Raw genomic sequence first — 17,967 nt, forward strand, 5'->3', positions numbered from 1 at the left:
CCGGGTCGGGTCAGACGGCGTGGCTGTGACGCAGCACCGCGCGTGCGGCGTCGTCGTAGCCGAGTTCTGCGAGGATGGCATCCGTATCCGCACCGAGCGGGCGCGGGGCGGCATCGACGCGCGGCCCGCCATGGGCGAAGCCGAAGGCCGCGACCGGCACGGCGAAGGGGCCGGCGACGCCGTCCGTCGCCTCGAAGCGATGCGTCAGGCCACGTGCGGCGAGGTGCGGGTCGGCAAGTGCCTCATCCATCCGGCGCACACGGCCGGCGGGGACGTGGCGGGATTGCAGGAATTCCTCCCATTCGTCAGCCGTGCGCGTCAGCATGATCTCGCGCAGCGCGGCGGCTTCCCCGGCGCGATCGGCGATGCGAGCCTCGTTCGTCGCCTTGGCCATGTCCGGCCGGCCCAGTGCCGCCCAGAGCCGCTTCTGCTGGCGGAGATTCGATGCGCCCAGCATCACCATTCCGTCCTTCGTCGGGTAGGCGGAATTGGTCGCGTATTCATGGTCGTTCCCGCGTGGTCGCGCGGGCTTGCCGGTCCGTGAATGCGCGGTGACGTGGGATGCCATCATCATCATCGCAACATCCAGCATGGCGAGGTCGATGCGCTGGCCGCGCCCGGTCCTCTCCCGCTGGAACAGCGCGGCCGACAGGGCGAATGCGCCCATGGTGCCGGTGGCGTAGTCGATCGCCGGGGCGCCCAGCTTCAGCGGGCTCACGTCCGTGGTGCCGGTGCAGGCCATGATGCCGGAGGTCGCCTGGATGACGTGGTCATAGGCCGTCTGCCCGCCGCGAGGCCCCGACTGGCCGAAGGCAGAGATCGAGCAGTAGATCAGTCGCGGGTTCAGCTTCGCCAGGTCATCATATCCAAGGCCAAGCGCCTCGAAGGCGCCGGGGCGGTAGTTCTCCACCAGTACGTCGGCCTGCGCGACGAGCTTGCGGAACACCTCCCGCGCCGCCTCCTGCTTCAGGTCGAGCGTCAGCGACCGCTTGTTCGACCCCTGCGTGAGGAAATAGGTGCCCATCCCGGCACGGTTGAGATCCCAGTCGGGTCCTGAGCCACGGCTCTGGTCCGGGTCATCGGGATCCTCGACCTTGATCACGTCGGCGCCGAGCAGCGCGAGCTGGTAAGCCGCGAAGGGCCCCGCCAGCACATGCGTCGCGTCGATGATGCGGATGCCGTCGAAGGGGCGCGACATCAGCCGAGGCTCACATTGTTGCGGCGGATCAAGGCACCCCAGCGTTCGCGTTCGCGCGCGATGTACTCACCGAACTGGGCTGGGGACATGGGCTGCGCGACCGCGCCTTCGGTCTCCAGCCGCTGCGCGAAGGTCGCTTCGCCCAGGATGCGGTTGCAGGCCTCGTTCAGCCGGGCGACGAGCGCCGCCGGCGTGCCGGGGGGGGCGACGATGCCGTACCATTGCAGCGCCTCGAACCCCGCCACGCCCTGTTCCGCGACGGTCGGGATGTCGTTCGCCGCGGGCAGCCTTTGCAGGGAGGAGATGCCGAGCGCGCGCAACTGCCCCGCGCGCACCGGCGGCAGCGCCGGCGGGCCGCCGGTCATGGTCAGCTGAATAGTGCCGCTGATCAGGTCCGTCATCATCGGGCCGGTGCCGCGATAGGGGACATGGGTCATCTCGGTGCCAGTCGCCTCGTTGAAGGCGACCATGGCGATGTGCGCCGCGCTACCATTGCCGCCGCTGCCATAGGTCAGGTCGCCGGGCCTGGCTTTCGCCAGCGCGACCAGCGAGGGCACGTCGCGCGCTGCGAGCCCGTTGGTGACGACGAGGAAATTCGCGACGTTCGCGACCAGCGCCACCGGCACGAACTGCGCGGTGTCGAAGGCGAGGTTGCGATACAGCGCCGGGTTGCAGGCCAGCGTACCGATATGGCCCATCATCAGCGTGTGGCCATCAGGCGCGGAGCGGAACACCTGCTCCGACCCCAGCGTGCCGCCCGCGCCGGGGCGGTTGTCGATGATGAAGGGCTGGTTGAACATCTCGCCCAGGCGCTGGCCCATGGCGCGGGCGAGGATGTCGGTCGATCCGCCGGGGGTGAAGGGCACCACCAGGCGCACCGGCTTGTCGGGCCAGGGCGCTTGCGCGCGGGCGATGGCGAAGGGCGCGAGCGTGGCGCCGGCGATGGCGGCGCGGCGGGTCAGGCGGGTCATGGCATTCCCTCGATCAGCACGCCGTCCTTGCGCAGCGCGTCTATCTCCTCCGGCGAGAGGCCGGCCTCGGCGAGCACCGCCGCACCATCGGCGCCGAGGCGCGGGGCTGGCGGGCGCGGCGGCGTCGTGCCGCCGGAAAACCGGTTCGGCGCGCCGATCGCCCAGGTCGCGCCTTCGGTCGGGTGGTCTTCCTCCCGCACCATGCCGACCGCGCGCAGATGCGGGTCGTCGATCAGCGAGCCAATGGTGTTGTACGGCGATGCGGGCACGTCGGCGCGATCGAATATCTCCAGCCATTCCGCCGTGGTGCGGCCACCGAGCGAGGTGGCGCGAATGTGGAAGTATTCCTTGGTGTGCTGCACGCGCTGCGCGACCTTGGCGAAGCGCGGATCTGTCTTGAGTTCCGGTCGCCCGATCGCATCGAAGAAGCCATGCGCCTGCGCGTCGGTGTTGGCCGAGACGCAGATGAAGCCGTCCTTGGTCGGCAACGGCTTGCCGTCCGGGCTCAGCACGCGGTGGTCGCCGGGCGGGCCGAGCGGCGGGCGGAAGGAGGCCGCGCCGAGATGTTCCTGCATGATGTAGGCGGCCATGTTCTCGAACATCGGCACCTCGATCGCCTCGCCGAGGCCGGTCTTCTCGCGCCGGTACAGCGCGAAGCCGATCATCTGCGCGGCGATTAGCCCAACGGTGTGGTCGGCGACCAGGAACGGCACGTAGCGCGGGTCGCCGGTCGAGGCCTCGAAGGTGCCGGCGACGCCGGACACGCCCTGGATCACCGTGTCGTAGGCCGGGCGGCCGGCATAGGGACCGCCAGTGCCGAAGCCGGTGATGGAACAATGGATCAGGCGCGGTGCCGCGTCACGCAGCGCCTCCGCATCGACGCCAAGCCGTGCCTGCGCATCCGGGCGAATATTGGTGACGAAGATATCGACGCTTGCGGCCAGTCGACGAAGCGCGGCGATGCCGGCCGGGTGCTTCAGGTCGATGGCGATCGACTTCTTGCCGCGGTTGAAGTTGAGGAACTTGCCGTTCATCCCCGCGCTGCGGCCCTTGCCGGCGAGGTGCCGCAGCAGGTCGCCGGTCGGCGCCTCGACCTTGATGACCTCGGCACCCTGTTCACACAGCACATGGGTGCAGATCGGACCGACCACCACGGCGGAAAGGTCGAGGACGCGAATGCCGTCGAGTGGTCCGGTCATGAAATGCTCGTCTGGATGCGGACGGCCATGGCGCCGTCTTCCTTTTCGACCCAAAGGGCGCGCTTGCCTTCGGCATCCGGCGCACCGCCGCAGAGGAAGGCCGGGCGATCGCAGAAGACGGGCTGCATGGTGCGGGCCTCATAGGAATGGATCTGCGCACCACGGGCGCGGCGCAGCAGGGCCTCGAACAGGAACAGCGTGCTGACGCTGCCATTCACCACCAGCGCCGGATAACCCTCGACGTCGCGGGCATAGTCCGCGTCGTAGTGGATGCGGTGGCCGTTGAAGGCCAGGGCCGAGAAGCGGAAAAGAACCACTGGGTCGGGTTTCCAGGCGTCGCGCCATTCGGCTGTCGGCACCAGGACCGGTTTCTCGGCCGGCGCGGGCGCGTTGCGCTTGGCCTCCAGATAGACGGTGTCCTGTTCCTCCACCGCCACCAGGCCGTTCGGCCCGGTGATGGTATGGCGCAGCATGACGAGGATCATCGCGCCGGACCGCCCGACCTTGGGCGTGATGGAGGCGATGGCCGTCTCACGTTCCAGCGTGTCGCCGACATGGACCGGCGCGTGATAGGTCAGGCGGCGCCCGCCCAGCATGCGGCGGGGCAGGGGGACCGGCGGCAGGAAGTCGCCCTTCGCCGGATGCCCGTCCGGCCCGAGCTGCGATTGTGGCTGCGCGTCGTCGAACAGGATCGAAAGCCAATGGTTCGGCACCGGCGCGCCGCGGTCGAGCGCGATGTCGTTGCGATCGGTCAGCGCGGCCATGCGGCGGACCAGCGGCGTCGCCATCTCATCCGCCACGCGGCGGGTGCGGCCGATCCAGGACTGCAGCGTGTCGGTCATGGGAAGCCGTAGAGCCGCGCGGGGTTGTCAACCAGCACACGCTGCAACGCCGCGGCGTCGCCGAAGGCGGGCAGCAGGTCGACCAGATCCGCCTCATCCGGTTCCCAGCGCACATTCGGATGCGGCCAGTCGGTGCCCCACAGCGTGCGGTCGGGGGCGACCTCCATCAGCTTCCGCGCGAAGGGGATGGCATCGCGGAAGGGCGGGCCTTCGGCCGAGATGCGTTCGGACCCAGAGACCTTCACCCACCAGTTCGGCGTCTTCAGCAGGTCGAGCAGGATGCGGAAGGGCGCCTGGCCCAACCCGTCCTGCGCCGGCGGGCGGCCCATATGGTCCACGACCACGGGCAGGTGGAAGGAGCGGAACAGCGTCTCGAATTCCGGGATGTTCGCGGCGTCGAGGTGGAGCACCAGGTGCCAGCCCATCCCGGCGATGCGATCGGCCGTGCGCCTCACGAGATCCAGATCCGGGATGCCGCCGAGATGCTTCACGAAGCCGAAGCGCACGCCACGCACGCCGCCATCGTGCAGCGCCTTGTATTCGGCGTCGCCGAAACTCTCATCGATCAGCGCGACGCCGCGATAGGCGCCCTTGCTGTCCGCGATGGCATCCAGCATCGCCCGGTTGTCGGATTTGTAGACCGTGGTCTGCACGATGACGGCGCGTTCCACGCCGAGCCGCGCATGCAGCGCGACCAGATCGTGCTTGTTGCGCTCCGGGGGCGTGTAGGGCGCGCCCTTGGCGACCGGGAAACGGTCGAAGGGTCCCCAGATATGCACATGCGTATCGCAGGTGCCGGACGGCAGCTTGAAGGTCGGGTGTCGTTCGGAGGCCATGGCGTTACACCGCTGGGAAATCGTAAAGCCGCGCCGGCGTGTCCGTCAGGACCTTCCGCCGCAGCACGGGATCGGTCGTCCAATCGAGGAAGACCTCAAGCAGCCGCCTCGCATCCGGCCGTCCGCCATCGGGTCGCGGATGCGGCCAATCGGTGCCCCAGACCAGCGCGTCCGGGTTGGCGGCGACCAGCGCATCATGGAACGGCTTGGCCTCCAGATAATCCGGCTTCACCGCGCCGAGCCGGTAGGTGCCGGACAGCTTCGCCATGTAGCGCCCGTCGCCGATGCCACGGACCAGCGCCTGGAAGCCTGGATCATTCGTGCCATGGCTGTGGTGCATGCGGCCCATGTGATCGACCACGATCGGCACCGGCACCTTGGCGAGCCGCGGTTCCAGCTGGGGCAGATGCCGCGCGTCGATCCACAACTGCAGATGCCAGCCGAGTTCTTCCATCACCGGGAAGAAGGGCTCGATCTCCTCGAGCCGCACGCCGCCGTGATAGGCAGCCTGGCCGTCACGCCGGTATTCATTGGCGCGCAGGCCGCGGATGCCGTCGCGGTGCATCGCGCGCAACGTGTCCGCCGTCGCCTCGCGCCCCACCACAGCGACGCCGCGCAGCCGGTCGGGCGCGCGGCGCAGGGCATCCAGCGTGCAGGCGTTGTCGCGGTCATAGGCCGAAGGCTGCACGATGACGCCGCGATCGAGGTCCAGCCGGTCGAGCAGCGCGATGTAGTCCTCGAGCGTCTCGTCTTCCGGCGTGTAGGACCGGGGCTCAGCATAGGGGAACTTCGCGGCCGGCCCGAAGATATGGCAGTGGCAGTCGGTGGCCCCCGGGGGCGTCTGGCGCGCGCTCATTCCGGCTTGATGTCCGCGGCGCGGGCGGCGGCACGGGACCGGGTCAGATCCTCGGCGATGAAGGTCGCGAAGCCTGCCGGCGTCGCCAGCACGCCGCCGGCGGCCTCGCCGCCCATGCCCTGCATGCGGGCGCGGAAGTCCGGCTCCTGGACGATCGCGGCCATGGCGACGCCGAGCGCGCGCATCGCCTCCGGCGGCGTGCCGCTCGGCGCCAGAAGCCCGACATAGGACCCGGCGGTGAAGCCCGTCACACCCTGTTCGATCATGGTGGGCACATCCGGCAGCGCCGGCAGCCGCGCGGCCGCGGCCACGGCGATGACGCGCGCCTTACCGTCGCGATGCAGCGGGATGGCGGTCGAGAATTCGGTGAACAGCATCGGCAGGTTGCCGGCGAGGAAATCCGGCACCGCCGCGCCGCCGCCGCGATAAGGCACATGCAGCAGCCTCGCGCCGGTCTGTGCCTTGAAGGCCTCCAACGAAAGGTGTGTGGCACTCGCCACCCCGGCCGTGCCGATGCCGATGCCCTCGCCAGGTGCGGCGCGCGACGCGGCCACGACATCCGCGACGCCGCGATAGGGTGCGTTGGGCTGCGCGACGAGGCAATGCGGCACCTGCATCGCCATGGCGATGGGCGCGAAATCCTTCGCGGCGTCATAAGGCAGCCGGGCCTGCACTACCGGGTTCACGGACAGTGGCCCGTTCGACCCGATCAGCAAGGTGTAGCCATCCGGCCGTGCGCGCGCGACGGCCTCGGCGCCGACGGAGCCGCCCGCGCCGGGGCGATTCTCCACCACCACGGGCTGGCCGAGCTTCTCCTGCAGCCGCGGCTGCAGCACGCGGGCGATGACATCGGCATTGCCGCCGGCGGCGAAGGGAACGATCACGCGGATCGGGCGGTCAGGCCAGGCCGCTTGCGCGCGGGCCTCGCCGGCGGCGAGAAGCGCGGCACCTGCGGCCAACCCCTGGCGGCGGCTGAGCATCGGAAGTTCCCTCCGGCATTCCTTGGACATGCGCAGGTATCGCATGCCCGCGAGGGTCGTCAAAACAGCCGGGTCGGCACCGCCACGGCGCCCTGCATGAGGCAGCGCGCGGAACGGAACACGACGGCGCTGTCCGCCACCCAACCGGACTCGGATCGCCGCACTTCCGCACCCACCGCCAGGATGCCGGAGGGGTTGGCGAGCCGCACCTCATCGCCGCGCGGAGCCAGCGCGATGGTCTGCGGCAGCGACCCCGCGATCCGGCAGGCGACGCCGAGTGCCATGCCGCCGGTCAGCGGCACGGCGCGGTGCGCGCGTTCCATCGAGATCATGCGTACGGCGATGTCATGCGTGTCCGCACCGATGGTCGCGCCGTCCAAGGCGCGATAGGCGGCCGGGGCCGAGACGACGGCGACCTTGGGGATGGCGAGCGGCGCGGCCGCCGGCGTTGCCGAGAGCCGCATGCGCACCGCCGCCTGGCGCCGAAGCGCGTCGAGCAGCGCCATGGTGGCGGGATTCGCCTCGATCGCATCGGGACTTTCCGTACCTGTCAGGCCGACTTCCCTGGCGTCGAGGAAGACGCATGCATTGGCGGCATCGATCAACGTCGCGCGGTACTGCCGGCCATCATGTTCCAGAACGTCCATCGCATCGCCGGTCGGCAGCAACCGCCCCGTGGCGCCGCCGCCCGGGGAGAGGAAGTCGAGCCGGATGCGCGCAGCGGTGCCGGACACGCCGGCCATGGCGAAATCGCCCTCGGTCGCCGCGCGCCCTCCGCGCACCAGGAAGCGTGCGTGGATGATGCGCTTCGTGTTGACCTGGTGGATGCGCACCAGCGCCTCGCCGTCAGAGGCACGCACCAGCCCCTCATCCACGGCGAAGGGACCGACGGCGGAGGAGAGGTTGCCGCAATTGCTCGACCAGTCCACCAGTGGCCGGTCCACCGCAACCTGAGCGAAGGTGTAATCCACATCGGCATCGGGATGCGTCGGCGGACCGATGATGACGGCCTTGGACAGGGAGGAGATGCCGCCGCCCATCCCGTCCAACTGCCGGCCATAAGGGTCGGGGCTGCCGAGCACGGACAGGAAGATCGCATCCTGCTTCGCGCGATCTCGCGGCAGGTCCTTGGCATGGAAAAACACGCCCTTGGACGAACCGCCGCGGAGGAAGACAGCCGGGATGAAGGCCTGGTCCATGTGACGGTTCCTCGCGGCGGGGGTATGGTGGGTCAGTATCGCCAGCCGCAGAGGGAATGCCCATGCTCGACCGATCCGCCAAGGGCGTATTCGTCATCGCCCCGACGCCGTTCCTGCCGGACGGGGCGCTCGACTTCGACAGCACCGACCGGATGACGGACGCCTTCATCGGCGCCGGGGCGTCGGGCATGACCATCCTTGGCGTGATGGGCGAAGCCCCGAAACTGACCGAGGCCGAGAGCCTGACTTTCGTCGGCCGCGTGCTGAAGCGCGTGAACGGGCGCATCCCGGTGGTGGTCGGCGCGTCGGCGCCGGGCTTCGCGCAGATGAAGGCGATCGCTCGTGGCTCGATGGATCTCGGCGCGGCAGGGATCATGGTCTCGCCGGCGTCAGGGCTGAAGGGTGACGAGGCCGTGGTCTCCTACATCGCCCAGGCCATGGACGTGGTCGATGCGCCCTTCGTGCTGCAGGATTATCCGCAGCTGACCGGCATCACCATGACGGCCGCGATGATCGCGCGCATGGCGCAGGACCAGCGCATGGTGATGCTGAAGGCGGAGGATTGGCCCGGTCTCGACAAGTTGACCGCGGTACGGAAGCTGGAAGCGGAGGGGAAGATGCCGCGCGTGTCGATCCTCGGCGGCGTCGGCGGGCAGTTCCTGCCGGAGGAACTGGCGCGCGGTGCCGATGGCATCATGACGGGGTATGCCTTCCCGGAGATGCTGGCGAAGGTGTGTTCCCTGATGGCGGCGGGCCAGCGCGATGCCGCGCAGGACCTGTTCGACCTGCACCTCCCGCTGATCCGCACCGAGGTGCAGCCGGGCCTTGGCCTCGCGATCCGGAAGTATGTGCTGAAGCGGCGCGGCATCATCGCGCATGACACGCTGCGCGCCCCGGGGCCGAAGATGTCGAAGGAGACGGCGGGGGAGGTGGGCTACCTGCTGGCGCGCCTGTCGCGCACGCAGCCGCTGGCGGCCGCCGCCTGATGGATGCGGCTGCGCTGCGGGAGCGGGAGACAGCCGATGGGTTGTCCCCACTGCCTGCCGCGCTGTGGTGGGATGCGCGCGGGGACTGGGTCCGCGCGCATGAGATCGCGCAGTCGGTCGAGACAGCCGAAGGGTCCTGGGTGCATGCCTATCTGCACCGGAAGGAGGGCGATCTCGGCAATGCCGACTATTGGTATCGCCGCGCGGGCCGCCGCCGGCCGGCGATGACGCTCGACGAGGAATGGGCGGAGCTCGCCGCGGCGTTCTAACCCCGGCTGCCGATCACGCGCCGGATCGCAAAGGACGACTGGATCCGCGCCACCCCCGGCAACCGCGACAACTGCTCCTTGTGGATGCGCTCGTAGTCCGCCGCATCGCGCACCTCGACGCGCAGCAGATAGTCGGACATGCCCGTCATCAGGTAGCACTCGCGCACTTCCGGCAGTCGGCGCACCGAGGTCTCGAAGCGCGACAGATGCTCCTCGGTCTGCCGGTCGAGCGTGATCTGCACGATCACCGTCACCGTCTCCCGCGCATCCGGCTCATCGATGATGGCGGTATAGCCGCGGATCACCCCGCTGCGTTCCAGCAGCCGCAATCGGCGCAGGCAGGCTGATTGCGACAGCCCTACCGCCTCGGCCAGCGCGGCATTGGTCATGCGCCCATCTTGGCGGAGGGCGCGGAGTATCCTCAAATCGGCATCATCGAGACTTGGCATGATCTGCGACAACTTCGCAGAATATGCCGTGCGATGCCAGGGCTATGGCGAATCCTGCGCCTTATCCGCAGCACTTGCGACACCAAACCGTCACACCATTGCCGTATCGAAGCATTCATCCGGCAGAGGGTGTCCCCATGCGCGTCATCGTCCTTGGCAGCGGCGTCGTCGGCGTCACAAGCGCCTGGTACCTGGCCCGCGCGGGGCATGAGGTGACGGTGCTCGAGCGCCAGTCGGCGGCGGGGATGGAGACCTCCTTCGCCAATGCCGGGCAGCTCTCCTACGGCTATTCCGCCCCTTGGGCCGGGCCGGGGATCCCGGTGAAGGCGCTGAAGTGGATGATGATGCGCCACCGCCCGCTGGTGATGTGGCCGCGCGCGGATCGCCGCCTCTACACTTGGCTCGCGCAGATGCTGGCCAACTGCACCGAGGCCGCCTACCGCATCAACAAGACGCGCATGGTCCGCCTGGCGGAATACTCCCGCGACTGCCTCGGCGACCTGCGTCGCGAGACGGGCATTGCCTATGACGGGCGCAGCAAGGGCACGCTGCAGCTCTTCCGCACCCAGAAGCAGCTCGACCATGTCGGCGACGACACCGCCGTGCTCGACACCTTCAAGGTGCCGTACGAGGTCCTGGACCCCGCCGCCTGCATTGCAGCCGAGCCGGCGCTGAAGCATGTCGCCGGCAAGTTCGTCGGCGGCCTGCGCCTGCCGGGCGACGAGACGGGCGACGCCCACATCTTCACCCAGCGCCTCGCCGCCATGGCCGAGGCGATCGGCGTGAAGTTCCGCTACGGCGTGACGATCCGCGGCCTGGACACCGAAGGCGACCGCATCACCGGCGTCGTCACCGATACCGGCACCGAGACGGCCGACAGCTACGTCATCGCGCTCGGCAGCTTCACGCCGGAACTGCTCGCGCCGCTGGGCGTGCGTGTGCCGGTCTATCCGGTGAAGGGCTACTCCCTGACCATCCCGATCCGCGAGGAAGCGGGCGCGCCGGTCTCCACCGTGATGGACGAGACCTTCAAGGTCGCCATCACCCGCCTCGGCGACCGCATCCGCGTCGGCGGCACGGCCGAACTGGCCGGCTTCTCCCTGCAACTGCGCAAGCCGCGCCGGGAGACGCTCGAGCATTCCGTTACCGACCTGTTCCCGCGCGGCGGCAACGTGGCCGAGGCATCCTTCTGGACCGGCCTGCGTCCGATGACGCCGGACGGCACACCGGTGGTGGGCCCGACGCGCTTCCGCAACATGCATCTCAACACCGGCCACGGCACGCTGGGCTGGACCATGGCCTGCGGGTCGGGCCGGGTGCTGGCGGACCTCGTCACCGGCAGGAAGCCGGAGATCGAGACGTCGGACCTGGCGCTGGCCCGCTACGCCGCCGCCTGAGGTCAGGCGGCCGGAAGCGGCCGTTCGATCGCGAGATCCAGGCTTCGATCCGCCGGGTCGAGCCTGGGTTCCAGCGCATCCAGCACGGCGGTGAATTCGGCCCGTAGCGTGGCCTTGCGCCCGGCCGGCAGCCAGGACGCCTCGACGCCGGCGAGGCTGAGCTTCCGCGCGTCCGCCACGCCCCATCCCGTGTGGTTGAACACGACGCGCCAGCCATGGCCGATGGTGGTCGCGAACATGGTCGGGTCGTCGGTGCCGAGCACGATGTTCAGCCCGGCCTCCCCCATGCGCTTGATGCGTTCCAGCCGCGGCACGCGGTTTGGCAGAATCGAGGACCAGCAAGCCATGGTGAAGGGCGTGCCATCCGCCACCATGCGCGCCACCAGGTCCGGATCGGCCAGCATGTTGTAGCCGTGGTCGAGCCGGTCACAGCCGAGCGCATGGCGGCAGTTGATCACATGGCTCGGCGGGCCTTCGGACAGCGTCTGGTTGTCCTCGCAAACATGGGCGGTGCGGAACAGGCCCATGCGTCCGGCGCGGCGCCAGGCCTCCAGCCAGACCAGCGGCGGCCCGCCACGCTCCGCACCGTCGAGGCCGACGCCGACCACGCGCGGATGCGGATGTGTGGCGACCCAGTCGAGCATCTGAAGCGCCTCGGAGGGCAGGCAGACGGATCGGTCGATGCAGGCGATCATCAGCGACGACACGCCGAAGTCCCGTTCCGCGCGTTCGAGCCCGGCGGCCAGGCCCTCGACCATCAGCGGGTAGGTCGCGCCATTGGGTGTGTAGTAATGCGGGTTGAAGAAGATCTCGACATGCCGCGCATTGCCGTGGCGATGCATGTCCTCGATGCATTCATAGGCGACGCGCTCGAAATCCTTGCGCCGCTTCACGGCCAGCGCGCCGAGGCGCAGCACTTCGAGGAAGCCGTAGAAATCCTGCCACTGGTACAGGGTCTCCGCCGGGCGCGGGAGCGACACGCCGTTGGCGGCGGCGATCTCGTGCAGTGTCGTCGCGCGCATCGCGCCGGCGATGTGGCAGTGCAATTCGACCTTCGGCACCAGGTCGAGGAAATCGGACCAGGACAGCATCGCCTCAGCGTCCCCGCGTGATGTTCCATAGGAACATCGCCGGGCCGGTCGGCACGTCGGTGAGTTCGGACCGCCAGGCCGACGGGCCGACGAACTGGCCCAGCGGCATGTAGAAGCCGTCCTCGGCGGCGCGGCGATGCACCGTATCGGCGGCGGCGCGGCGCCCGGCTTCATCCGTGGCGGCGGCGAAGGCGGCGCGCGCGACCTCCACCTCGGCGTCCTTGGGCCAGCCGACGAAGCCGCCGGGTTGGCCCGCACCGTTGAGGAACGCGTTCTGCAATGGCGTCTGCATGTCCGGCACGGTGTTGGTGGTGTGGAAGATATTCCAGCCTTCCGGCCGCGCACGACGGCCGAAGAAGGTGTTCAGGTCCATCGTCTGCAGGTCAACGCGGAAGCCGAGCCGCGATAGCAGGTCCTGGGTGATCAGCCCAAGTGCGGCGATGCCCGGCGCGTCGGCCGGATGCAGGATGACCACCGGCCGCGACAGATCCGCCCCAGCCTCCCGCAAGGCGCGCTGCGCAGCGGCGAAATCCGTGGCGGCGGGCATGCCAGCGGTCGTCTCATAGGGCGTGCCGCAGCCGAGCATGCTGCGGCAGTCCCGCGCGAATTCGGGCCGTCCCGATACGGCCGCCATGTAGTCCGCTTGGTTCACCGCCAGCATTACGGCACGGCGCACCCGGACATCGTCGAAGGGCGGCAGCAGGTGGTTGAAGCGCAGGATGCCCTGGTAGCCGAGGGGTGAGACAACCTGGGCGTGGACCGCGCGGTTGCGCTCCAGTACCGGCAGCACATCGGCGGGCACGCGTTCTAGGTAGTCGACCTCTCCGGTCGAAAGCGCGCTCACCTGGCTCGATACGTCAGGCATGGCGATCAGCTCGATACGCTCGAAGGTCGGGCGCTTGGCGCCGGAGGCCCAGACCGCGGCTTCGCTCCGTGGCACATAGGCAGTGTTGCGCGTGAGGACGATGCGTTCGCCGGCCCGGTACTCGGCTGCGACGAAGCGGTAGGGTCCGGAGCCGATCGGTTCCGTCACCGGTCGCGATGGTGGCGTTTCGGCCAGGCGCTTCGGCATGACCATCGGCACCATGGCGCCGGGCTTGGCGAGCGCCTGCAGCACCAGGCCGAAGGGCCGCGACAGGCGCAGGCGGAAGTTGCGCGCATCGGTCGGCTCCAGCGTGTCGGTCGCAGCGATCAGGAAGGCGCCGAGCGAATCCCGCGCGCCCCAGCGGCGGATGCTGGCGGTGCAGTCCTCGGCGGTGACAGGGCTGCCGTCATGGAATGCGAGACCCTCCCGCAGCGTGAAGGTCCAGTCCCGGCCGTCCGGGCTCTGCGTCCAGCGTTCGACCATCTGGGGCTGCGGTTCCCAGCGGTCGTTCACCGCGAACAGCGTGTCATAGACGAGGTACGCGAAATCCCGCGTCGTGAAGCTCGTGGTGAAATGCGGGTCGAAGAGGGTGGTCAGCGTCTCCGGCACCACGCGCAGGGTGGTGGCGCGGGTGCCTTGCGCGCCGGCGCCGCCGGGCAGCAGGGCCGGGGTGGCGAGGGTCGCGAGAAGGGAGCGGCGGCGCATGGAAAGCCTCGCGGCGATATGGAAGGGAAGTCCGGATGGTCGTGCGATTCATCGCGCCGTTCAAGTCGCAGCCGGCGCCTCGCGGGGGTTGGAAGGGCAGGCGATCCGCGCCACCCTGCGCCATCCGCAATGGGAGAGAACGCCATGCCCAAGATCGCCATCCACGTTGAGTTCCGTCCGCATCCCGGCAGCCACGCCGCCTTCGACGCGCTGATCCGCGAGCACGCGCGGCTGACCCAGGCCGAGGAGCCGGGCTGCGAGCGCTTCGAAGTGCTGCAGCCGCTCAACGCCGATGGCAGCAAGGATGAAGGCCGCATCATGCTGGTCGAGGTCTATACCGACCGCGCCGCGGTGAAGGCGCACACCCAGAACCCACGCATGCCGCTGGTGCGCGAGGCCTATACGCCGCTGATTGCCGAACGCATCCTGACCATGTGCGAGCTGTAGGACCGTGCTGGCGGGGGAGGGACGTCTCCCCCGCTCAACATTCGGCCCGCCGCCCAGCCATCGGCGTCGAGGCGGCCGGTCCGCGTGACAGCTTTCCCTTCTTTTCGAGCGCCGTCAGGGTGCGCGACAGCGTCTCGGGCGTCATGCCGAGGCGCGCGGCGATCGCGATGCGTGGCTCCGGCAGGTCGGGGCCACCTTCGCCGGCGTCCTTCGGGGCGCGGCGCTCGAGGAAGCGGGTGACCCGCGTTTCCGCGTCATGGACCTTGAGGTCCACCACCTGGTCCACCATCAGGCGCCAATGCCTCGCGAGGAGTTCCGCGGTGGCGCGGCATAGCGGCAGGCTGCGGCCGTAGGCCTCGCGGAACGCCTCCGCCGGCACCATGAGGACGCGCACCTCGGTCAGGGCAGCGGCTGAGGCGAGGTAAGGCAGATTCAACATCACCGCGGGGGCGAGGAAGACCTCTCCGGCACCGAGTATCTCGACCAGGGTCGGTTCGCCGCGCTGGCCTTGCGCCTGCAGGCCGATGCTGCCGGCCAGCAGGATGTGCAGGAACTCGGGCTCGTCGCCCTGTTCGAACAGCACCGTGCCTTTGGGCAACAGATGCGTGAAGCTGATGCGCAGCAATTCGTTCATCGCTGCACTTCCGGCCGTCTGGAAGAACGGCGATCGTTCGAGCAGAGCGCCGTTGGCGACCTTCATAGACTCCTCCCGACCGTCTCCATGCAGGCCGAACCACACACCTTTTGCTGGGTCGTGGTCTTGATCTGCATCAAGGGCCCATCTGATCCAGCTTCACTGCCAGATTGATCGACTTCGTCCATCCGCGAATTCCCCCGGATGCGCCGCCGCAATCTTGATCCGCATCAACCGTCCGGAGCCGTGCGCGGCGCATCGCGGCATCACCGGATTTGGCGGAGGACGGCATGGCGCCGCATGACACCGAAGTTGATCGAAGCGCACAGTCTCGGGCGCTATGGCTCTCGACCCTCGCCTTCACGATCTGCTTCGCGGCCTGGACGATCTTCTCGATCATCGGGCTCCAGATCAAACGTGACCTCGGCCTGTCGGAATTCCAGTTCGGCCTGCTGGTCGGCACGCCGATCCTCACGGGCAGCCTGATCCGCCTCGTCCTCGGCGTATGGACCGACCAGCGTGGCGGGCGGACCGTCTTCACGGCGGTGATGGTATCGGCCGCGGTCGCGACGGCGCTGCTGTCCCTGGCCTATGACTATACGACCTTCCTCCTCGCGGCACTCGGCGTGGGCATCGCCGGCGGTTCCTTCGCAGTCGGCGTCGCCTACGTCTCGAAGTGGTATCCGAAGGAGAAGCAGGGCACCGCGCTCGGCATCTTCGGCGCCGGCAATGTCGGCGCGGCGGTGACCAAGTTCCTCGCGCCCATGATCATGGTCGCCTTCGGCTGGAAGACCGTGGCGCTGGTCTGGGCCGGCGCGCTGCTGCTGATGGCTGTCGTCTTCTTTGCCATGACCAAGGATGACCCGGAGTTGGAGGCGCGGCGGCGCGCCGGCGCGAAGCCCGAGAGCTTCGCGGCGATGATGGAACCGTTGAAGAACGTCCAGGTCTGGCGCTTCAGCCTCTATTACTTCTTCGTCTTTGGCGCCTTCGTCGCGCTGGCGCTGTGGCTGCCGCGCTACATCATCGAGGTCTACGGCTTCTCGATCACCACCGCCGGCATGATCGGGGCGGCCTACTCGGTGCCGGCGAGCATCTTCCGCGCCTATGGCGGCCTGCTGTCCGATCGCTACGGTGCGCGGCGCGTCATGTACTGGACGCTGGGCGTATCGGTGGCGGTGAGCTTCCTGCTCTCCTATCCGCCGACTGACTTCACGGTGCATGGCATCAAGGGGCCGATCGCATTCCACATCGGCGTCGGTGTCGTTCCCTTCATCGTGCTGGTCTTCGTCCTCGGCTTCTTCATGAGCCTCGGCAAGGCCGCGGTGTTCAAGCACATCCCAGTCTACTACCCGAACCGGGTCGGGTCGGTGGGCGGCGTGGTCGGTCTGATCGGTGGCCTCGGCGGCTTCATCCTGCCGATGGCCTTCGGGCTGATGAACGACCTGACCGGAATCGCGCAGTCCTGCTTCATGCTGCTCTTCCTCATCAGCGCCGTGGCGCTGGTCTGGATGCACGTCTCCATCCTGGGCATGGAGCGCGAGGCGGCTGCTCCGATCCTGGCGACCCTGCCAGCGCTGCCCGAGATGCAGCCCATCCACGGTGCCGCCCAGTCCGGCGCACTGCGTGGCAGTGCCATCGAGGATTGGCGGCCGGAGGACCCGGCCTTCTGGGACGCGACCGGCCGGGCCATCGCGCGGCGTAACCTGTGGGTGTCGATCGCCTGCCTGCTGCTGTCCTTCGCTGTGTGGATGGTGTGGTCGGTGGTGGTGGCGAAGCTGCCTGCGGTGGGCTTCCGCTTCACCACGGATCAACTGTTCTGGCTGGCGGCGCTTCCGGGCCTGTCGGGTGCGACCTTCCGGATCTTCTACACCTTCATGCCGCCGATCTTCGGCGGGCGGCTGTGGACCACATTGTCGACCTGGTCGCTGATGCTGCCAGCGCTCGGTATAGGCTTCGCGGTGCGGGATCCGGCGACGCCCTATTGGGTGTTCCTGTTGCTGGCGCTGCTCTGCGGCTTCGGCGGCGGCAACTTCGCCTCCTCGATGGCCAACATCTCCTTCTTCTTTCCGAAGCGGGAGAAGGGCAATGCGCTTGCGCTCAATGCCGGCCTCGGAAATCTCGGCGTGAGCGTGGTGCAGTTCGTGGTGCCGCTGGCGATTACCACCGGCGTGTTCGGCTGGCTCGGCGGGGATCCACAGAGCCTGCGCAACGGCGACGCGCTCTGGCTGCAGAATGCCGGCTTCGTCTGGGTGCCCTTCATCGCGGCGGCAGCCTTCGCGGCTTGGTTCCGCATGGATGACCTCGCGACCATGAAGTCGTCCTTCGCGGACCAGGCGGTAATCTTCCAGCGCAAGCACAACTGGATCATGTGTCTCCTCTACACCGGCACCTTCGGATCCTTCATCGGCTACTCGGCGGGCTTCCCGCTGCTGACGGGCACCCAGTTCCCCGAGGTCAATGCGCTGCACTTCGCCTTCCTCGGCCCGCTGCTGGGTGCGCTGTCGCGGTCGCTGACCGGATGGGTCTCGGATCGCTGGGGCGGCGGACGCGTGACGGTGCTGGTGTTCATCGCCATGGCTGTCGGTGTCTACGGCGTCATCCACTTCATAGGCATCAAGGATCAGCCGGGCGCCTTCTGGGGCTTCTTCGCGAGCTTCATGTTTCTCTTCATCGCGAGTGGCGTCGGCAATTCCTCCACCTTCCAGATGATCCCCGCCATCATGGGCAAGGACATGGTTCGGCTGATGCCGCAGGCCGATCCGGCCGAACGGCGCCAGCAGGCGGAGAAGGAGAGCGCAGCCATCATCGGCTTCACTTCCGCCATCGCAGCCTATGGCGCCTTCTTCATCCCCAAGAGCTACGGCAGCTCGATCGCCATGACCGGCAGTCCGGTCGCGGCGTTGTGGGGCTTCTTCATCTTCTACCTGCTGTGCATCGCCGTGACCTGGGGCGTCTACACGCGCCGGGGCGGCGTGCTGCACGACATCGAGCGCGGCGGCACCTCCGCCCCGCCCGCGACCGCCTGACCAGGAAGGACACGACA

17 protein-coding genes are annotated in these 17,967 nt (G+C 68.6%); 5 read left to right on the forward strand and 12 right to left on the reverse strand.

Going from position 1 to position 17,967, the window contains the following annotated elements; all coding sequences use genetic code 11:
* Positions 1 to 10: 10 nt before the first annotated feature.
* The 8 genes from AC2YHJ_RS12770 to AC2YHJ_RS12805 are packed head-to-tail and all read right to left on the reverse strand — an operon-like array spanning position 11 to position 8,081.
* Entirely contained in the window at positions 11 to 1,198 is a 1,188-nt protein-coding gene (locus AC2YHJ_RS12770; RefSeq protein ID WP_487396440.1) for a CaiB/BaiF CoA transferase family protein, read from the reverse strand.
* Positions 1,198 to 2,169: a Bug family tripartite tricarboxylate transporter substrate binding protein gene (locus AC2YHJ_RS12775; RefSeq protein WP_487396441.1), complete on the reverse strand. Its 972-nt coding sequence runs from the start codon at positions 2,167 to 2,169 to the stop codon at positions 1,198 to 1,200. Before AC2YHJ_RS12775 ends, AC2YHJ_RS12770 begins: the two co-directional genes overlap by 1 nt.
* On the reverse strand, positions 2,166 to 3,368 hold the full coding sequence (locus AC2YHJ_RS12780) for a CaiB/BaiF CoA transferase family protein (protein ID WP_487396442.1): 1,203 nt from the start codon (positions 3,366 to 3,368) through the stop codon (positions 2,166 to 2,168). The genes AC2YHJ_RS12775 and AC2YHJ_RS12780 overlap by 4 nt, the downstream gene beginning before the upstream one ends.
* On the reverse strand, positions 3,365 to 4,210 hold the full coding sequence (locus AC2YHJ_RS12785) for an HTD2 family dehydratase (protein WP_487396443.1): 846 nt from the start codon (positions 4,208 to 4,210) through the stop codon (positions 3,365 to 3,367). The genes AC2YHJ_RS12780 and AC2YHJ_RS12785 overlap by 4 nt, the downstream gene beginning before the upstream one ends.
* Entirely contained in the window at positions 4,207 to 5,046 is an 840-nt protein-coding gene (locus AC2YHJ_RS12790) for an amidohydrolase family protein (RefSeq protein ID WP_487396444.1), read from the reverse strand. Before AC2YHJ_RS12790 ends, AC2YHJ_RS12785 begins: the two co-directional genes overlap by 4 nt.
* Before the next feature lie 4 nt (positions 5,047 to 5,050).
* Positions 5,051 to 5,902 carry an amidohydrolase family protein gene (locus tag AC2YHJ_RS12795; RefSeq protein ID WP_487396445.1) on the reverse strand — a complete coding sequence of 284 codons (852 nt, stop codon included), beginning with the start codon at positions 5,900 to 5,902 and terminating at the stop codon, positions 5,051 to 5,053.
* Positions 5,899 to 6,882: a Bug family tripartite tricarboxylate transporter substrate binding protein gene (locus tag AC2YHJ_RS12800; RefSeq protein ID WP_487396446.1), complete on the reverse strand. Its 984-nt coding sequence runs from the start codon at positions 6,880 to 6,882 to the stop codon at positions 5,899 to 5,901. The genes AC2YHJ_RS12795 and AC2YHJ_RS12800 overlap by 4 nt, the downstream gene beginning before the upstream one ends.
* Before the next feature lie 59 nt (positions 6,883 to 6,941).
* A complete protein-coding gene (locus tag AC2YHJ_RS12805) occupies positions 6,942 to 8,081 on the reverse strand; it encodes a PrpF domain-containing protein (RefSeq protein WP_487396447.1) in 1,140 nt (379 codons plus the stop codon).
* Between the two features lie 62 nt (positions 8,082 to 8,143).
* Here AC2YHJ_RS12805 and AC2YHJ_RS12810 point away from each other — a divergent pair, with 62 nt between their 5' ends.
* On the forward strand, positions 8,144 to 9,067 hold the full coding sequence (locus AC2YHJ_RS12810) for a dihydrodipicolinate synthase family protein (RefSeq protein ID WP_487396448.1): 924 nt from the start codon (positions 8,144 to 8,146) through the stop codon (positions 9,065 to 9,067).
* Entirely contained in the window at positions 9,067 to 9,336 is a 270-nt protein-coding gene (locus tag AC2YHJ_RS12815; RefSeq protein ID WP_487396449.1) for a hypothetical protein, read from the forward strand. The genes AC2YHJ_RS12810 and AC2YHJ_RS12815 overlap by 1 nt, the downstream gene beginning before the upstream one ends.
* Here the strand turns inward: AC2YHJ_RS12815 and AC2YHJ_RS12820 are convergent.
* Positions 9,333 to 9,785 carry an Lrp/AsnC family transcriptional regulator gene (locus tag AC2YHJ_RS12820; protein ID WP_487396450.1) on the reverse strand — a complete coding sequence of 151 codons (453 nt, stop codon included), beginning with the start codon at positions 9,783 to 9,785 and terminating at the stop codon, positions 9,333 to 9,335. The two genes, AC2YHJ_RS12815 and AC2YHJ_RS12820, sit on opposite strands and share 4 nt — an antisense overlap.
* 137 nt (positions 9,786 to 9,922) lie before the next feature.
* Here AC2YHJ_RS12820 and AC2YHJ_RS12825 point away from each other — a divergent pair, with 137 nt between their 5' ends.
* Entirely contained in the window at positions 9,923 to 11,182 is a 1,260-nt protein-coding gene (locus AC2YHJ_RS12825) for a D-amino acid dehydrogenase (protein ID WP_487396451.1), read from the forward strand.
* Between the two features lie 2 nt (positions 11,183 to 11,184).
* On the opposite strand, the gene add is transcribed toward AC2YHJ_RS12825, so the two are convergent.
* Both add and AC2YHJ_RS12835 read right to left on the reverse strand, forming a co-directional pair.
* Complete coding sequence (gene add / locus AC2YHJ_RS12830) at positions 11,185 to 12,273, reverse strand: adenosine deaminase (RefSeq protein ID WP_487396452.1); 1,089 nt, start codon at positions 12,271 to 12,273, stop codon at positions 11,185 to 11,187.
* 4 nt (positions 12,274 to 12,277) lie between these two features.
* A complete protein-coding gene (locus AC2YHJ_RS12835) occupies positions 12,278 to 13,843 on the reverse strand; it encodes an ABC transporter substrate-binding protein (protein ID WP_487396453.1) in 1,566 nt (521 codons plus the stop codon).
* Between the two features lie 144 nt (positions 13,844 to 13,987).
* On the opposite strand from AC2YHJ_RS12835, the gene AC2YHJ_RS12840 reads away from it, so the two are divergent.
* The gene (locus AC2YHJ_RS12840; protein ID WP_487396454.1) at positions 13,988 to 14,290 is read left to right on the forward strand and encodes a putative quinol monooxygenase; all 303 of its coding nucleotides are present in this window, start codon (positions 13,988 to 13,990) and stop codon (positions 14,288 to 14,290) included.
* A gap of 34 nt (positions 14,291 to 14,324) precedes the next feature.
* Here the strand turns inward: AC2YHJ_RS12840 and AC2YHJ_RS12845 are convergent, their stop codons facing one another.
* Entirely contained in the window at positions 14,325 to 14,990 is a 666-nt protein-coding gene (locus AC2YHJ_RS12845; RefSeq protein ID WP_487396455.1) for a cyclic nucleotide-binding domain-containing protein, read from the reverse strand.
* A gap of 224 nt (positions 14,991 to 15,214) precedes the next feature.
* On the opposite strand from AC2YHJ_RS12845, the gene AC2YHJ_RS12850 reads away from it, so the two are divergent.
* A complete protein-coding gene (locus AC2YHJ_RS12850) occupies positions 15,215 to 17,950 on the forward strand; it encodes a nitrate/nitrite transporter (RefSeq protein WP_487396456.1) in 2,736 nt (911 codons plus the stop codon).
* Positions 17,951 to 17,967 lie beyond the last annotated feature (17 nt).

The sequence above is a fragment of the Roseomonas sp. SRI_022 genome, assembly GCF_057586215.1.

What these genes read in the sequence shown, in the direction of transcription:
- AC2YHJ_RS12770 (WP_487396440.1), bottom strand. Translation starts at nt 1,198, where the DNA reads ATGTCGCGCCCCTTCGACGGCATCCGCATCATCGACGCGACGCATGTG.
- AC2YHJ_RS12850 (WP_487396456.1), top strand. Translation starts at nt 15,215, where the DNA reads ATGGCGCCGCATGACACCGAAGTTGATCGAAGCGCACAGTCTCGGGCG.
- AC2YHJ_RS12780 (WP_487396442.1), bottom strand. Translation starts at nt 3,368, where the DNA reads ATGACCGGACCACTCGACGGCATTCGCGTCCTCGACCTTTCCGCCGTG.
- AC2YHJ_RS12795 (WP_487396445.1), bottom strand. Translation starts at nt 5,902, where the DNA reads ATGAGCGCGCGCCAGACGCCCCCGGGGGCCACCGACTGCCACTGCCAT.
- AC2YHJ_RS12840 (WP_487396454.1), top strand. Translation starts at nt 13,988, where the DNA reads ATGCCCAAGATCGCCATCCACGTTGAGTTCCGTCCGCATCCCGGCAGC.
- AC2YHJ_RS12845 (WP_487396455.1), bottom strand. Translation starts at nt 14,990, where the DNA reads ATGAAGGTCGCCAACGGCGCTCTGCTCGAACGATCGCCGTTCTTCCAG.
- AC2YHJ_RS12820 (WP_487396450.1), bottom strand. Translation starts at nt 9,785, where the DNA reads ATGCCAAGTCTCGATGATGCCGATTTGAGGATACTCCGCGCCCTCCGC.
- AC2YHJ_RS12825 (WP_487396451.1), top strand. Translation starts at nt 9,923, where the DNA reads ATGCGCGTCATCGTCCTTGGCAGCGGCGTCGTCGGCGTCACAAGCGCC.
- AC2YHJ_RS12800 (WP_487396446.1), bottom strand. Translation starts at nt 6,882, where the DNA reads ATGCTCAGCCGCCGCCAGGGGTTGGCCGCAGGTGCCGCGCTTCTCGCC.
- add (WP_487396452.1), bottom strand. Translation starts at nt 12,273, where the DNA reads ATGCTGTCCTGGTCCGATTTCCTCGACCTGGTGCCGAAGGTCGAATTG.
- AC2YHJ_RS12790 (WP_487396444.1), bottom strand. Translation starts at nt 5,046, where the DNA reads ATGGCCTCCGAACGACACCCGACCTTCAAGCTGCCGTCCGGCACCTGC.
- AC2YHJ_RS12835 (WP_487396453.1), bottom strand. Translation starts at nt 13,843, where the DNA reads ATGCGCCGCCGCTCCCTTCTCGCGACCCTCGCCACCCCGGCCCTGCTG.
- AC2YHJ_RS12810 (WP_487396448.1), top strand. Translation starts at nt 8,144, where the DNA reads ATGCTCGACCGATCCGCCAAGGGCGTATTCGTCATCGCCCCGACGCCG.
- AC2YHJ_RS12805 (WP_487396447.1), bottom strand. Translation starts at nt 8,081, where the DNA reads ATGGACCAGGCCTTCATCCCGGCTGTCTTCCTCCGCGGCGGTTCGTCC.
- AC2YHJ_RS12815 (WP_487396449.1), top strand. Translation starts at nt 9,067, where the DNA reads ATGGATGCGGCTGCGCTGCGGGAGCGGGAGACAGCCGATGGGTTGTCC.
- AC2YHJ_RS12785 (WP_487396443.1), bottom strand. Translation starts at nt 4,210, where the DNA reads ATGACCGACACGCTGCAGTCCTGGATCGGCCGCACCCGCCGCGTGGCG.
- AC2YHJ_RS12775 (WP_487396441.1), bottom strand. Translation starts at nt 2,169, where the DNA reads ATGACCCGCCTGACCCGCCGCGCCGCCATCGCCGGCGCCACGCTCGCG.